Annotated in this window: 14 protein-coding genes and 2 pseudogenes; 14 read left to right on the top strand and 2 right to left on the bottom strand. The window is 56.8% G+C overall.

Translation table 11 applies throughout. The features are described from left to right. Positions 1-3: 3 nt before the first annotated feature. The 8 genes from FYJ85_RS24360 to FYJ85_RS02050 are packed head-to-tail and all read left to right on the top strand — an operon-like array spanning position 4 to position 8,122. Positions 4-603, top strand: a complete 600-nt coding sequence (locus FYJ85_RS24360; protein ID WP_420856439.1) for an acyltransferase — start codon at positions 4-6, stop codon at positions 601-603. Between the two features lie 6 nt (positions 604-609). Continuing rightward, the gene (locus tag FYJ85_RS02080; protein ID WP_154416839.1) at positions 610-1,395 is read left to right on the top strand and encodes a DUF1796 family putative cysteine peptidase; all 786 of its coding nucleotides are present in this window, start codon (positions 610-612) and stop codon (positions 1,393-1,395) included. A gap of 4 nt (positions 1,396-1,399) precedes the next feature. After that, positions 1,400-2,890, top strand: coding sequence for an O-antigen translocase (locus FYJ85_RS02075; protein WP_154416838.1), 1,491 nt, complete (start codon positions 1,400-1,402; stop codon positions 2,888-2,890). Beyond that, complete coding sequence (locus tag FYJ85_RS02070; protein WP_154416837.1) at positions 2,880-3,821, top strand: glycosyltransferase; 942 nt, start codon at positions 2,880-2,882, stop codon at positions 3,819-3,821. Before FYJ85_RS02075 ends, FYJ85_RS02070 begins: the two co-directional genes overlap by 11 nt. Continuing rightward, positions 3,722-5,056 (top strand): O-antigen ligase family protein, encoded by a 1,335-nt coding sequence (locus tag FYJ85_RS02065; protein WP_154416836.1) that lies wholly within the window; start codon positions 3,722-3,724, stop codon positions 5,054-5,056. Before FYJ85_RS02070 ends, FYJ85_RS02065 begins: the two co-directional genes overlap by 100 nt. Before the next feature lie 35 nt (positions 5,057-5,091). Continuing rightward, on the top strand, positions 5,092-6,153 hold the full coding sequence (locus FYJ85_RS02060; RefSeq protein WP_154416835.1) for a glycosyltransferase family 4 protein: 1,062 nt from the start codon (positions 5,092-5,094) through the stop codon (positions 6,151-6,153). Beyond that, positions 6,150-7,355 carry a CapA family protein gene (locus FYJ85_RS02055; RefSeq protein WP_154416834.1) on the top strand — a complete coding sequence of 402 codons (1,206 nt, stop codon included), beginning with the start codon at positions 6,150-6,152 and terminating at the stop codon, positions 7,353-7,355. The genes FYJ85_RS02060 and FYJ85_RS02055 overlap by 4 nt, the downstream gene beginning before the upstream one ends. Beyond that, on the top strand, positions 7,355-8,122 hold the full coding sequence (locus FYJ85_RS02050; protein WP_154416833.1) for a glycosyltransferase family 39 protein: 768 nt from the start codon (positions 7,355-7,357) through the stop codon (positions 8,120-8,122). The genes FYJ85_RS02055 and FYJ85_RS02050 overlap by 1 nt, the downstream gene beginning before the upstream one ends. Here the strand turns inward: FYJ85_RS02050 and FYJ85_RS02045 are convergent. Further along, a complete protein-coding gene (locus FYJ85_RS02045) occupies positions 8,101-8,460 on the bottom strand; it encodes a hypothetical protein (protein ID WP_154416832.1) in 360 nt (119 codons plus the stop codon). The genes FYJ85_RS02050 and FYJ85_RS02045 overlap by 22 nt on opposite strands. A gap of 99 nt (positions 8,461-8,559) precedes the next feature. Between FYJ85_RS02045 and FYJ85_RS02040 the strand changes: the two genes are divergently transcribed. The 6 genes and pseudogenes from FYJ85_RS02040 to FYJ85_RS02015 all read left to right on the top strand — a co-directional run. Continuing rightward, positions 8,560-9,372 (top strand): hypothetical protein, encoded by an 813-nt coding sequence (locus FYJ85_RS02040; RefSeq protein ID WP_154416831.1) that lies wholly within the window; start codon positions 8,560-8,562, stop codon positions 9,370-9,372. 108 nt (positions 9,373-9,480) lie between these two features. After that, a complete protein-coding gene (locus FYJ85_RS02035; protein ID WP_177994636.1) occupies positions 9,481-10,740 on the top strand; it encodes a phenylacetate--CoA ligase family protein in 1,260 nt (419 codons plus the stop codon). Between the two features lie 4 nt (positions 10,741-10,744). After that, a complete protein-coding gene (locus tag FYJ85_RS02030; protein WP_154416829.1) occupies positions 10,745-11,944 on the top strand; it encodes an NAD/NADP octopine/nopaline dehydrogenase family protein in 1,200 nt (399 codons plus the stop codon). A 132-nt stretch (positions 11,945-12,076) separates the two neighbouring features. Next, positions 12,077-13,213, top strand: coding sequence for a glycosyltransferase (locus tag FYJ85_RS02025; RefSeq protein ID WP_154416828.1), 1,137 nt, complete (start codon positions 12,077-12,079; stop codon positions 13,211-13,213). Positions 13,214-13,269: 56 nt separating this feature from the next. Beyond that, entirely contained in the window at positions 13,270-14,181 is a 912-nt protein-coding gene (locus tag FYJ85_RS02020) for a glycosyltransferase family 2 protein (protein WP_154416827.1), read from the top strand. Positions 14,182-14,218: 37 nt separating this feature from the next. Beyond that, a pseudogene (locus FYJ85_RS02015) lies at positions 14,219-14,809 on the top strand (polysaccharide biosynthesis protein); the annotation flags it as partial. On the opposite strand, the pseudogene FYJ85_RS23530 reads toward FYJ85_RS02015, so the two are convergent. Continuing rightward, positions 14,786-14,901: pseudogene (locus FYJ85_RS23530) on the bottom strand (IS5/IS1182 family transposase); the annotation flags it as partial. The pseudogenes FYJ85_RS02015 and FYJ85_RS23530 sit on opposite strands and share 24 nt — an antisense overlap.

Genomic DNA, 14,901 nt, shown 5'->3' with positions numbered 1-14,901 from the left:
TCAATGATACGACGATTATTGCTGCGCTGTTTTTTTGTGTGGCTGCGGTGCCGCGGATATTGTTACCGGCTGCGGTTCCGGAGCACATTATGGATCTGGGGGGGGAGGCTCAATTCCGGCCGGAGGAACCGGCTGCTGGTCCCCCTGCGCTGTACCGGGAATCGCGGAACGGTGACGATCGGTTCCGACAATATCTTCGGTTTCTGGGGCGCCCGGCGTTCCGGGAACGGTGAAATCCGCCTGGCGGCCTGGAATCAGGAGGCCCGGATCGTAATTGGAAATCATTGCCGGTTTTCCAATAACGTAACCTTGGGCGCTATGACGGAAATTACCGTCGGGGATTTGCTCTTATGCGGTGACCATGTCAATATCATGGATGCCGATTTCCATGACTTGTCGCCGGAAACGCGGTTTCGCGGGCACGGTCAAACCCGCCCGGTTCATATCGGAAATAATGTGTGGCTCGGGAGCTCGGTGACGATTCTGAAAGGCGTGACGATCGGTGACGGGGCGGTCATCGCGGCCGGCAGCGTTGTCACCCGGGATGTCCCGGCGCGAACGCTGGCTGCCGGGGTTCCCGCTGAAGTTATCAGGACATTGTAGGCAAAAATGGATTATGATTTTTTCTGCTCGCTGGGCGGCAGTTGTGCTGTTTCGCATCAGTTGAAGGAGCGGCGGCTGCGGGTGGCGAGCCTGCCTTTTGACTGGTTGTTCTGCGTTTCGGACCGGACCATTGAGGCGCTGACGGAATGTTTCCGCAATGATTTTGCCGACTGGATGCGCCGGGGAAACCTGCGTGAGCTTGCCGCGCAGGAACGGGGGCAGTCCACCATCTTTCAATGTGAGGACACGGCGACCGGATATCGTTTCATCCATGATTTCCATGCAGATCCCGCATCCGGGAACGAATATGATTCCGTGCTGGCCAAATATCGCCGCCGGATTGAGCGGCTGTATGAGTATTTGAAGAAATCACAACGGATCGCATTGCTTTTTGATGCGGATTTTGAGCTGGAGCCGGCAAAGTTCGCCCGGCTGCGGCAGGTGCTGCTGGATAAATTCGGCCCTAAAACGGCTTTGGATTTGCACATCGTGCACTTCGGCGCACCCCGGCTCGAAGTGGAATGTCTCGACGGCATGACGATTTATCATTTTCCCACATCCAAACATTCCTATCTTTATAAGTATAAATGCATGGAATTTTCTTTTCTGGACGACATGCGGTTGACTGGCGCAATTCCTCAGCCCCGGGGGCGCGGACGCCGGCTGGAAATCAACCGTTTACCGCACGGCTTCCGCCTGATCCTGTTTCGCAGCAGGCCGCTGCGTTTCAAGGCGGCGGTGCGGATATTCCGCAATTGGTTTGAAGTCGTGATCGGAAATCTGTGGGAATGACGGCATGAGCAGTTCATACCGGCAGATATTCAAGGCAACTTCGCTGATTGGCGGAGCATCGCTCATCAGCGGCAGCGTGCATCTGGTTCAAAACAAGGTTGTGGCGGTACTGCTGGGGGCCGAGGGCTTCGCTTTGCTGGAGATCTACAACAGCATCATCGCACTGATTTCCAGTATTGTCAATTTCGGCCTGGGAAACAGCGGGGTCCGGCAGATCGCGGAGGCCGCGGGTCAGGACGGCCCCGGCGGTAAGACGTCCATCAGTGCCGTCGTCACGGCCTACCGCCATATCATCTGGATTACAGGCGCTCTGGGGGTCGTTCTGACCGTGGGCATGGCTCCCGTGCTGTCCCGCTGGTTCTTCAAATCCCCGGAATACGCCTGGAGCATTGCGCTGCTGAGCATACCGCTGCTGCTGGGAATTCTCTGTTCCGGCCAGCAATGTGTCATCCAGGGGCTGCGGCGGATTGCCGATTTGAGCAAGATCCGTGTCTGGGCCGCCCTGGGGGGAGCGATGGGAGCGATACCCTGTTATTTCCTGTGGGGAAAAAACGGGATTGTGATTGCGCTGACTGTCATTGCCGGAATCATGCTGGGGGTAACGTGGCTATATGCGCGCAGGATCAATCTGGAGCAGGTCAGGCTGAATGCGGCGGAACACCGCCGTATTCTGACGCCGATGCTGCAGCTGGGTATCTGTTTCATGTCTTCATCGGTGATTATGGCGGCGTCGCAGTTCGTTCACAAGCTGCTGCTGACCCGAATGCTGGGGGTCGATGCCTGCGGCCTGTACCAGGCGGCTTATGCGTTGTCCGCGTTTTTGATCGGCTTTGTTCTGAACGCAATGGGTACCGATTATTATCCGCGCCTGGTGGGTTTGGTGACGCGTCCGGCGGAGATGGCGCGCGCGATCAACGAACAGTTGGAGATTTCGCTCCTGCTGGCGATTCCGGCGCTGCTGGGGATGATGGCGCTGGCGCCGTGGCTGGTCGCCGTTTTCTACTCCGCAAGTTTTACGGAGGCGGCGGATTTGATCCGGCTGTTTCTGTTTGGAATTCTCGGGCAGGTATTTGTCTGGCCGCTGGGATATGCGGTGATTGCTCACGGCGACGGGAAGTTGTTTGTGATGCTGCAGCTGATTCCGCACAGCACGCATGTTCTGCTGCTGTTCCTGGGAATCAGATATTGGGGCGTCCAGGGCGCGGCATTGTCGTTGTTCGTCAATTATCTGCTGTCCGGCGGGATGATGGTTGGTTTACTGCGCTGTTATTATCATATCCGGTTCGCCTGGCCGGTTCCGGTTTTGACCGGCGCCGCGCTGATCGGGTTGTGCGGCACGTTGCTTCTCGCCCGCAGTCTGACTCCGTGGACGCAATTGTGGGTGAATTGCGGACTTGCCGGGGCGGGAGGACTGCTTTGCCTGTATGTATTGATCCGCCGCCTGAATTTCTCGCCGCGCCGTTTATTGGAAAAAAGGATGAAGCATGGACGCTGAAGAAAAACCTCTGTTGACCTATTGTCTGGTGACCTACAACCAGGAGAAATATGTCCGGGAATCGGTTTTGAGCGCATTTGCCCAGACCTACTCGCCTTTGGAAATCGTGCTCTCCGATGATTGTTCGACCGACCGGACGTTTGAAATCATGCGGGAGCTGGCCGCCGGTTATCGCGGACCGCACCGGATTATCCTGAACCGCAATGAACGGAATCTGGGATTGGGAATGCACGCCAGCAAGGTGTGGGGAGAGTTGTCCAGCGGCCGGTGGCTGATCGGCGCCGCGGGCGATGACATATCCCTGCCCGAACGTGCGGAGGCCGTCGCGCGTGCCGCGCAGCAATATCCGGAGGCCGCCTGCATTTGGTCCGGATGCGATTTTATCGACGGGGAAGGAGCCGTACTGCCGCGTTCCGCATCGGCGGAGCATGGCGGAATCTATACGTACAGGAATACGATTCCGGCCATTCTCGGAGCAACCGTGGCTTACCGGCGGGATGTTTACAGCGAGTTCGGGCCGTTGGGAGGAGAAGTCCGCAACGAGGATATTGTAATGAGCCTGCGCTCGCTGCTGCTGGGGGAATTTGTCCGGATTGACGCGCCGCTGGTCAAATACCGCAAGCACGATTCCAATTTGAGCGGTAAATTCACCGATGGACGGGATAAAATTGAACGGATGCGTTTCCGGCTGGGATATGCGCACCTGCAGCAGCTGGCCGACCTGCAGAAATATCTGGAAAAACATCCGGAGCAATATCGGCGGATCGCCCGGCTCCGCCGCCGGGTATCGGATAATTACATCGTGTCGCAATTCTGCAGCGCCTTCCGCTTTTGCCCGTCCTGCCGCCTGCATCTGGTCATCGAGGCGTTGACCTCGCCGCGGTACTGGCGGATCGCGGCGGCACGGATCTGGAAAAGGCTCTGGCGATGACGCAAAGTGATGTTATCGGCGGCATCGCCGCCGTTCCGGCGCAGGACGAAACGGAGTGCTGGTCCAAAGGTGACGTATTCATTGTCTGGCTGATCGGATGCGTCACGATTCTGCGCAATACCACGCTCGGAATTCCCGTCCCGCTGCCGGTTTATTACGGGATCTGGGGCGTCGGCGCGGGATGGACGCTGCTGCGAATGCCGGGCAAAGCATTGCAGGTCAATCCTGCCGCGGCAGTACTGGGGCTGGCGGCGGTCTGTTCGATCATAGCCAACGACATTCCGGAGTTCTTTCACCCGTGGCTGCGGCTGCTGGGATGGGGAATGGTTATGTTTTTGACTTCCAATCTGCTCGATTCCGGATATTTGCGGCAATTCCGCCTGCACCTGAGCCGGACATTCGACTGGCTTCTGGCCGCAGGCGTCGGAGTGTCTTTGCTGTCATGCGCAATTCCTTTCCTGCCGCAATATTATGGAAGCCAGCTGCATGGGATATTCAGCCAGCCGATGCTGTGCGGTCCGTTTGCCGCGATCACCGCAATCTGGGCGCTGTATCAGGCGAGGCTTCACGGAAACAGGCGCTGGCTGTGGCTGGGGGCGGCTTGCATGGCGACGGCCGCCGCCATGTTGTCCGGATCGCGCGGCGCGGTGGCGGGGCTGATCTGCGGCGTATTGTTTTTTATTTTTTTCAATACGCGCAAGCATCTCGCAATGCTTCAGATTGCAGTGTTGATCGGCATTGCTGCGGCCACCTTTTCCCGCTGGGACGATGCGGCCGAAACGTTATGGGAAAAAACGCAAGCCGGTCTGGAGCGTTCCAACAGCATATTTGACTCCCGTGCATCCAAGTGGGAGGTCCAATGGGAAGATTTCACGGAGCATCCCGTTCTCGGCAACGGCTTTGCGAACAGCTCGGATTATTTCTTCCTCAGCATGGACAATGCCGGGGTGGAGCCCGGCTCCGGCTGGATATATGTGCTGGCCTCCACCGGGATTTTCGGCGGAGTGTGCGTTGCGGCCATGATATTTCGGTTGTGGGCGGTATTTCTGCATAAATCGCACGATGTGAATCTGGAGACGGTGTTCCGGATGGCAGTGCTGGCATTCTTTATGATCCACCTCTGCATTGAAGGATACATTTTTTTTGCAGGAAGCCCGTTATGTGTGCTGTTCTGGCTGACCCAGGGACGTTGCAGTGATCTTCTGTCTTCGCCTTCCCGCAGTCCGGAACCATAAGAACTTATTCGTTGATAAGCTCTGAGGATGATATCATGAAAATTGCGATTTGCTGGACCGGGTATTCCGGGTATATGGCTGCCTGCTGGCAGGCGTTATGCGCCTGTCGCGGACTCCAGGTGCGGATTTATTCTCCGGAAACCCGTTACCACTATGCGCCGGAGATTCTGGAGAAGCTGCCCATTCAGATTTTCACGGCGGAGGAGTTGTCGGCGGGGAAGCTGGTCCGGGCTGTGGTCCAGCAGGGTCCGGATCTCATTTTTGTCTCCGGCTTCTCCTACAAACCGTTCCGGCAGCTGCTGCGGGTCAGGGAACTGAAAACGGCAAAGGTCGTCATGTGCATGGATGCGGCGTGGCGCGGTCAGCTGCGGCAGTTTGCGGCCAGAGTGGTCTACGCCCCCTATGTCCGCCGAACCAGTGCCGTGGTGGTGGCCGGGGAACGCGGACGGCAGTATGCCCGTTATCTCGGGTATGCCGCCAACCGGATTTTCGGCAGCACTTACGGCTGCGACTATGCGCGATTCAGTCCGGCGATGGCGGTGCGCCGCAAGGCCCCGGAAGGCTGGCCGCGCAGTTTCGTCTACATCGGCCGCTATGCGAAAATCAAAGGACTGGATACCCTGCTGGAAGCATACCGGCGTTATCGCCGGGCGCGTCAGGATGCCTGGCCCCTTCATTGCTTCGGCAATGGTGATTTGCGGGATCAGCTGCTGCAGACCGAAGGAGTTGTCGATCATGGATTCCTTCAGCCGCAGGAGCTTCAGGAAGAGCTGAGCCGGCATGGCGCGATGATTCTGCCCAGCAAACATGAACCGTGGGGTGTGGCGCTGGCGGAAGCTGCGGCTTCGGGGCTGCCGATCATCTGTTCCGACGCATGCTGTTCCGGATTGGATATTGTCCGCCAGCTGTATGACGGGCTGGTTTTTGCCGCTGGCGACGCCGGGCAGCTGACCCGGGCGATGCTCTATCTGCACGATCACCGGGATTCCCTGCCGGAGTTCGGAGCGCGGGCGCAGGTGTATGCCCAGGCATATTCCGCGGAAAACTGGGCCCGGCGCTGGGAATGGATCATTGAAAATGTGATGGAGTCAGAATGATTCTGGCCGGCGATTATATTCCGAAAGGCTGCCGGGTTGACTGGCGGCTTCCTTCCGGCACGGTATTGTGCAATCTGGAGGCTCCGGTGCTGGGAGACGCGCCGGAAAGATTCCGGCCGAGTCCGAAGGCAGGTCCCAACCTTTACAACGTTACCCTGGGTAATGAACGGCGGGAGTTCGCATTCAATCTGGCCAATAATCATATGATGGATTACGGCCCGGAGGGAATGCGGGCGACCCTGGCGATGCTCTCGGCGCGGGGAATCCCCTGCTGCGGCGCGGGGGAGACGCGGGAGGCGGCGCGAATGCCGATGTTTCTTCAGGAATCCGGCCGGGAAATTGCGGTGATCGGATGCTGTGAACATCAGTTCGGCGTCAGTTACGGCGGCAGGCCGGGCGTTGCGGCGCTCGGGGGATGGGTCTTCGATGCGGTCAGGGCTGCGCGGAAACGGGCCGATTTTGTTGTCGTATCCTGCCATGCCGCCCTGGAGAGTTCGCCGTTTCCGGATCCGGAGTTGCGGCTATTCTATCATCGGCTGATCGACGAAGGCGCGTCGGTGATTCACGGTCACCACGCCCATGTCCCGCAGGGCTGGGAGCAATATGGCGAAGGAGTGATCTTTTACGGAATGGGGAATTTCGTTGTCGACCCGGCCTGCTGGGGAAATGTGGAACCATATTGCTGGTCTGTGGCGGCGGCAGTGGATTTTTCGGGGAAGAAATTGCAGTGGAGAACATTTCTGACCCGGGTGGAAAAATCCGGTCCGCAAACGATTCTGATTCGGGAATGCACGCCGGAGGAACAGGCGGAACGTCAGGAGTATCTGGCCATTTGCGCCAGAGCGCTGCGGGACGAAGATGCGGTGATCGGCTATTTTCAGGAAGGGGTGCTGCGGCACTTCGACCGTCTGTATGGCATTCCGCTGCGTCTGCCTGCGGCACAGCCGGTCCGGCTGACGCTGCGCAACCGGATTCGTTATGCCGTGGAGCTGCTGGCGGATGCCTGGGCTGTCGTCAGCGGCCGCAAGCTTTGCAGCCGGCGCACGCGGAACCGCGCCCGGATTCCATTCAACTTCTTCCAGTGTGAGAGTCACAGCCGCGCGGTTGCCGTGGCGTTGGGCGTTCAAATCGGCGAATATCCGGATCTGCGGACAGCCCGCACCGCGGAGGATGCGGCACGCATTATGGTAGAGCTGTTGTGATGCGGATCGATTTTTGCGGCGACGGTACGGGCCGGAAGATATCGCTCTGGTACTTCGGAGCGTTTCTCGTGCTTTTTTCCTTTCTGGTGCGTTATTTCTCCTACGTCTGGGACCCGGTCATCTCGCGGGACGGGATTTTATATTTGCAGGCCGCCCGCCAATTGGCGGATGGCGTTCTGCCGGAAAACCGTCCGGAGCTTTTTTATATTTCCCCGCTTTTCATCCGGCTGCTGGGGCAGTATGCCGCATGGGGCTGGAAAGTCGAAACGGCGGGAGCCCTGACCAATATCATTGCCGGGGCGGTGATTCCGGTAATTATCTGGGCAATCGCCAGAGCGTTCGGGATGAAAAACAAGTGGGCCGTATGGTGCGGAGTACTGGCCGCCGTTCATCCGACGCTGGTGGCGGTTTCATATGAGCTGCAGCGGGAATCATTATATCTGCTGTTTTGTCTGCTTGCGATTCTGTGCGCGGCGATGGCCTGCGGCAGGAGAGCTGCGTGGCTGTGGGGAGGGGCCGGCATATTGACGGCGGCCGGAACATTATGCCGTTATGAGGCGTTGGAATTGGTGATATTGTTTTGCGCGGGAATCGGTTGTGCCTGTTTCCTGAAATGCTGTTCATTGCGGGAAGCGTTGAAAAATCTGTCGTTTTATTTTCTCGGATGCGTTTTCGGAGGAATCCTTTTCTTCTGTCTGCTGGATTTGTCCGCCGGTGATTTTTTGAATTATATCACAGGGAAGGTTCAGGCGGTTTTCCGGATATGATCGTGCATTTTACACCAGTCATCAAAAGCGGATTTGAGCCTTTTTTCTATGCTTCGCTGGCGGGTTTGGTTGTATTGGCCATGTACCGCAGAAAATATCGCCTGTGGTTCTGGGGCGCGCTCTTTTTTGCGGGGATGCTGTTGTGGCGGATTCGATATATCGGCAGTCATCGCTATGCCGTATTGCTGATTCTCCCCATGATTTTCTTTTCCGTTTTTCTGATGATGCAGTCGGAAACCGCGTTTCCCCGCCTCCTTCCGGAAACAAAATGGAGAAAGCGGCTGCCGCATCTGCTCGGCGCCGCATTGTTTCTGGGGTGTGTCGGGCAAGTCCTGCATATCAATCCGTATGGGGACTTCCCGATACGCTGCGGACAGGCCGTCGCACGGGACGCAGCGGGAAATCCGAATGCCGTGCTCCTGGTTTACAATAAGCGAATGGCGCAATTCGGGTATTATGCCGGAGTGGAAAGCATCCGGCAGCCGGTAAACAGCACCGGGGAGCAGATGGGGATGACGGCGGAAAACTATCTTCCCTTTTATGACGCAGTCTACCTGATCCTCGATGAGCCCGCCGGCAGGGATTCGCCGGTTCGGCGTTTCGGCCCCGTGGAATGCAGACGGATTTTCAGCAGCTATAAGAATATTCGGAAAAAAGAGCAGTGTACTGTTTGGCGCTGCTCCGCTTCCGATTCCCGGCCGCCGGAGAACGACGGTCTGGAAGAGAAGAACATCTGGACGGAGCAGGCCTGTGAATTGCCGGAGTTCCTTGCCGCCTCCTTTGGCACTCCTCCCGGGGAATTGACATTTTTCCGGAGAAAAAATCTGAAGCTTCCCCTCGGCTGGGGAGCGAATTTCGCGCATGGCGGCTATGCGCCGGACAGCGGGGCCGAGGTGGAATGGCTGCCGGGGGACAAGGCATCGGAACAAGCCGAAATCCGGATGAAAAGCGTTTCCCCGATTCTGATCAGCACGCAGGAGAGTTTTCCCTGCGGAAAACGGGGACTTCTGCAATTTTCCTACCGCGGAGTTGCCGGTTCCGAATTTCAGCCCGGCATATATCTCTACGACGAAAAGGATCAATATATCGGGTATCGCCTCTTCCCGAGCTTTACGATTCCGAAGGAAGGGACGGCTCGTTATTCGCAGCAGCTTGTCTTCTCTCCGGCGGAGGAAAAGATGAAATTCCGGGTGTGTCTTTCGCTGCTGCGGGGAGAGGTATGGTATTGGGATTTACAATTGCGTCAATGATGTCATGGAGAATCGGAAACGATGTATTTTTTGCAATGTTCTGCTAAATTGTTTTTTTTGAAGGAGTTGTTGACCCATCCGCATATCTGCCGGGATTGGCGGCGATGCATGGCGGTGGAACATATGACGCGCGGGGAGCTCGAACGGCTTCAGCAGCGGAAATTGCAGAAGCTGCTGCGTTATGCGGTGCTTCATGTGCCGTTTTACCGGAACTATGCACAGGAGCATCACTGGGATATCGATGCATTGTCCCTGGAACAGTTTCCCGTTCTGGACAAGGCGGCCTTTCGCTCGCACGAAGCGGAATTTATCTCGGATGAATATGACCGGAGCAGGCTTGAATGCTGCCATACCAGCGGAAGTACCGGGGAGCCGTTCTGTTTCTATTCCGACCCGAAGGAACGCACTTACACCTACGCAACGTTTTGGCGGGGGCTGGCACGGGCCGGAATCCGTCCGGGAGACAAGCGGGTCTGGGTCAAAGGGATTGACGAGACGGCACAGCTGCCGCCCGTGGCCCGGTGCCGCCGCAAACTCTGGAGCATGATCAACCGCTGTCTGCTGGTGGATGCTCATTTTCTTACGGTTTCTCCCGAACACCTGGCCCGTACAGTGGAAAACATCCGCCGTTACAACCCGGTATATTTTCACGGTTATGCCGCCTCCATTGCGGAGATTGCGCGGTGGGTGAAAGAGTCGGGCAGGGACGCGCGCAGCCTGTTCCCCTCGCTTCGCGCGGTGGTTTCGGAATCGGAGAAACTCTATCCGGAACAGCGGGAACTGTTTGAAGAGGTGTTCCGGGTCCCGGTATATGAGAATTACGGTTCAGTTGAATTTGGAATGATCGCCCAGCCGGATACCGACGGCAACCTGCTGCTCAACGAAGACCATATCGTCGCCGAATCGACGGGCGGCGACGAAGAAGCGGTAATCACCAATCTTGACAGCTTCGCCTTTCCGTTTATCCGTTATAAGAACGGCGACCGCATTCGCCTGGGCGGGGATCAGGGCCATGCGCTGCCGTTCCGCCGGCTGAACATGGTTCTGGGACGCATGACCGAATGCCTGAAACTGTCGTCCGGCGGGACGCTGCAGGCGTTTGCGATCACATCGGCGGTATACAACCTGTCGGAATGGATACGCAGCTATCAGTTCATTCAGACTGATCTGGAACATCTGAAGCTGCTGGTTGTTCCCTGCCGGGAGAAGCTTCCGGAAGATGTCGTCCGAAAGATATCTGCATATATCCATGACGTCAGCGGAGGCACGCTTCAGACCGACATTGAATATGTGACTCGGATTCCCCTGACGAAAAACGGGAAACGATTGTTCGTGATTTCGCAAATAGACCATCAGTCGGGGAGATGAAAGGATGAAAATTACAATTGTCGGCGGCGGCAGCAGTGCCCATACACTGATTCCGATGCTTTCTCATTGCGGGCATGAAGTATCGCTTCTGACCCAACGGCCGAACAGCTGGGGCTCCACCGTGACCATGCAGGTTCGGGATGTGGACAATGTCACGGTTCAGAGTTTGACCGGCCGTCTGGCCCGGGCGGCTGCTGACCCCGCGGCGGTGATTCCGGAGGCGGACATCATTGTCTTATGCCTGCCGGTCCACCAGTATCGCAATATGCTGCATCAGATCGCCCCCCATGTCTCCAGGCGGAAGAAGCAATGGATCGGCTGCATTTACGGCCAGGCCGGAGTCAACTGGATGATACGGGAAATCATCCGTAAATTCCGGCTGGAAATGACCGGTTATTTTGCTTTCGGGCTGCTGCCCTGGATCTGCCGCATTGAAGCTTACGGACATTGCGGCATCAACTATGGGCCGAAGACGACCAATGTTGCCGCCGTATATCCCCGCTCCGATTTCGCCTGGCTGAATGAGTGCTTTTTTCAGGATATATGCTTTCGCTATTTTGGCCGGGGGGCAGTGAGACAGGCGGAGAATTTTCTTTCCCTGACATTATCGGCGGATAATCAGATCATACACCCCGCCCGGTGTTACGGATTGTTCCGGCGGTATGGGGATCACTGGAATTCAGAGGAGGCCATCCCTTATTTTTACCGGGATTTCGATGAGGAATCCGCAGACATTCTTCAGCGTCTTGACGATGAATATTCTCTGGTGAGAAACCGGATCATCGCCCGGTTCCCCGGCAGTGATTTTCAATATATGCTTAATTATCTTGAATTGGAAAAGTTGAGCTATCACTCATGCAATACCGATATCCGGCAATCTTTTGTGGAATCGAAAACGCTGCATCACATCAAACCCCCGGTGGTATTTGAGAAAAACCGGTGGACTCTGGATAAAAACCATAGATTTTTCCGTGATGATATCAACTACGGCCTGTGCATTGCCAAATGGTTTGCCGATCAGCTGGACATCCCGACTCCGATGATTGATATCATTCTGCAATGGGCCAAAACGATTCGCAGCGAAAGCTACTCTTTGGAAAAAGGGCTTGCGATTCCGGAAGCCGACAGGAACGGTTTCTCGTACGGTATTCCGCCGGTGTACGGTTTGGAATCAATCGATCAGGTGATCGCCGAAGAACAATAGAATGGCCGTTCCGGCAAAGAGTTCCGGCCGGGATTACCGGAGCATGCGGCTGAGTATGAACCGCCCGGTGAATAAGGATTATTTATTTTCGCCGATTCCATGTGATATGAATTGCGAAGTTTACAGCTGATCATGAAAATTCTGAATATTGTGCCATATGTCGGCAACGTTTCGGCGGGGCCGTCCTACTCGGTTCCGCGGCTTTGCGGGGCTGTCGCCGCGGTTCCCGGCATGAAGTTGACTCTGCACACGCTTGCACCATTGCCCGCGGCGCGGGAAGAGTGGAATTTCGCGGTTCAGGCCTGGCCGAGACACAGGTTCCCGCATCCCGCTCTGGGACGTTCGCCTGAAATGCGGCGTGGTCTGCAGGAAGCGTGCCAAACTGCGGATATCATTCACAATCACAGCCTTTGGATGCTGCCGAACATTTACCCGGAATTCGTGCGGCGGGGAACCCGCTGCAAGCTGGTGATCAGCCCGCGGGGCTGCCTGGCTCCCTGGGCGCTGAACCGGTCGCGGTGGAAGAAGTGCGTCAGCCGGATGCTGGGGCAATATGCCAACCTTTTCCGGGCCGATATGCTGCATGCCACCTGTGAAAAAGAGTATCGTGAAATCCGGGCGTTCGGCCTGAAGCAGCCGGTGTTGATTCTGCCGAATGGCGTGGATCTGCCGCCGGAGATTCCCCGGACCTCCGGAGTGCGGCGGAAACTGCTGTTCCTGGGCAGGCTGCATCCCGTCAAGGGGATCGAAAATCTTTTGGCGGCATGGCGGGCGCTGGCTGAAGATCATCCGGATTGGGAACTGCATATCGTCGGTCCCGGGGAGCCGGCCTACACCGCGGGTCTGAAGGCCCGGGCGGCCCGTCTGCCGCGGGTCGAATTCCACGGCGAAGCCAGGGGGGATATGCGGAACGCGGAATATTCCGGAGCGGATCTGTATGTTCTGCCGTCATATACCGAGAATTTCGGGATGACTGTGGCCGAAGCTCTGAGCTGTAAAACTCCGGTTGTCACCACCGACGGCACGCCGTGGACGGAACTGCCGGCGCATCATGCCGGATGGTGCGTCCCGGTCGGGGCGGAAACGCTGATTCCCGCTCTGCGGGAGGCGCTGGACACCCCCCGGGAAGAACTCGCAGCCATGGGCGAGGCCGGACGCCGCTGGATGGAACAGGATTTCAACTGGAACGTGATCGGCCGGAGAACCGCGGCCGCATATCGCTGGCTGGTCGATGGCGGGGAAAAACCTGCATGGATAAGGGTGGATTGAGATTTCCCCCCGGGTTGAAGGAAGACGGTCCGGGCGGATATGTTGAAAGGGAAAACATGACGCAGCATTCAATTCCGATTCCGCAAGTTTCGGCAATCATTCTTACGTTCAATGAGGAACGGCACATTGTCAGGTGCATTCGGAATATCGGCAGGATTGCACGGGAGATTTTCGTTGTCGACAGCTTTTCCTCCGACCGGACCTGTGAACTGGCCGAAGCAGAGGGAGCGCATGTCGTTCAGCATCCATATATCAACCAGGCGCAGCAGTTCCAGTGGGCGTTGGAGAATCTTCCCTGTTCGGGAGAGTGGGTGATGCGTATGGATGCCGATGAATATCTTACGGATGGACTGATCGCGGAAATCCGGCGGAAGCTCCCGGATATGCCGCAGGATGTTACCGGATGTTATTTGCCGCGGGATGTTATCTTTCTGGGGAAGAATATGCGTCACGGACGGATTGCGCCGCCGAAAATCCTGCGCCTGTGGCGACGCGGCATGGCGTATGTGGAACAGCGCTGGATGGATGAGCGCTGCGTGGTGAAGTCGGGCCGCACCATTGTTTTGAACCAGCGTTTCGTGGACCATAATCTGAACGGGCTCAGCTGGTGGACGGACAAGCACAACAATTATTCCAACCGGGAACTGGCGGTGGAAGTCGGGGGGCGCTGCGGTCTGTTTCCGGGGGCCGGCGGGAATGGACTGGCCGGGCGTGACCGGAAGAAAAGCCGCTATTATCGTCTGCCGCCGTTCCTGCGGGCATTCGGGTATTTTTTTATGCGTTATGTTTGCCTGGGGGGATTTCTCGACGGATGTCCCGGCCTGATCTGGGCCGTGCTTCAGGCGTTCTGGTACCGCTTTTTAATCGACGCTAAAATGTACGAACTGGAGTTGAATCTGGGACGGAAGCCGTCGGCCGGAGAGCTTAAGCAATATATGCGCAGCGATCTGAATTTGAAAGTCAATTGAGTGGAATTATTTCACAAGCAGAAGGATTCGAAAACCAATGTCATTATTCAAAGACAAAGTTTTGCTGATTACCGGCGGCACCGGCAGTTTCGGCAACGCCGTACTGCGGCGTTTTCTCAACAGCGAGGTCAGGGAGATCCGCATTTTTTCGCGTGACGAAAAAAAGCAGGACGACATGCGGCACGAGCTGCAGAACCCCAAAGTCAAATTTTACATCGGCAATATCCGGGACCGGCAGGCGGTTGACGGCGTGATGGGAGGCGTCGATTACGTGTTCAGCGCCGCTGCGCTGAAGCAGGTGCCGAGCTGCGAGTTTTTCCCGCTTGAAGCGGTGCAGACCAATGTGCTCGGAACCAGCAATGTTCTGGAGTCGGCGATCGCCCACGGCGTGCGCAACGTCGTCGTGCTTTCGACGGATAAGGCAGCTTATCCGATCAACTCCATGGGGATTTCCAAAGCGATGATGGAGAAGGTTGCCATCGCCAGGGGACGGGCGCTCGGAATCGGGGCGCCGACTACGATCTGCTGCACCCGCTACGGCAATGTCATGGGGTCACGCGGTTCGGTCATTCCCCTCTGGGTCGAACAGATTAAGAGCCTATCCCTAAATAACCCCAATTTTTCGAAATGCAATGATGCTTGCTGCCAGTTGAAGCAATGCCTCATATGAAGCGTTTGTCTTTTCATAGCGAACCAGTAGCTTTCGAAAGCGGTTGAGCC

The sequence above is a fragment of the Victivallis lenta genome (assembly GCF_009695545.1).
GTDB lineage: Bacteria > Verrucomicrobiota > Lentisphaeria > Victivallales > Victivallaceae > Victivallis > Victivallis lenta.
The sequence above is the reverse complement of the archived record's forward strand: the minus strand, read 5'-3'. Positions and strand labels throughout refer to the sequence as shown.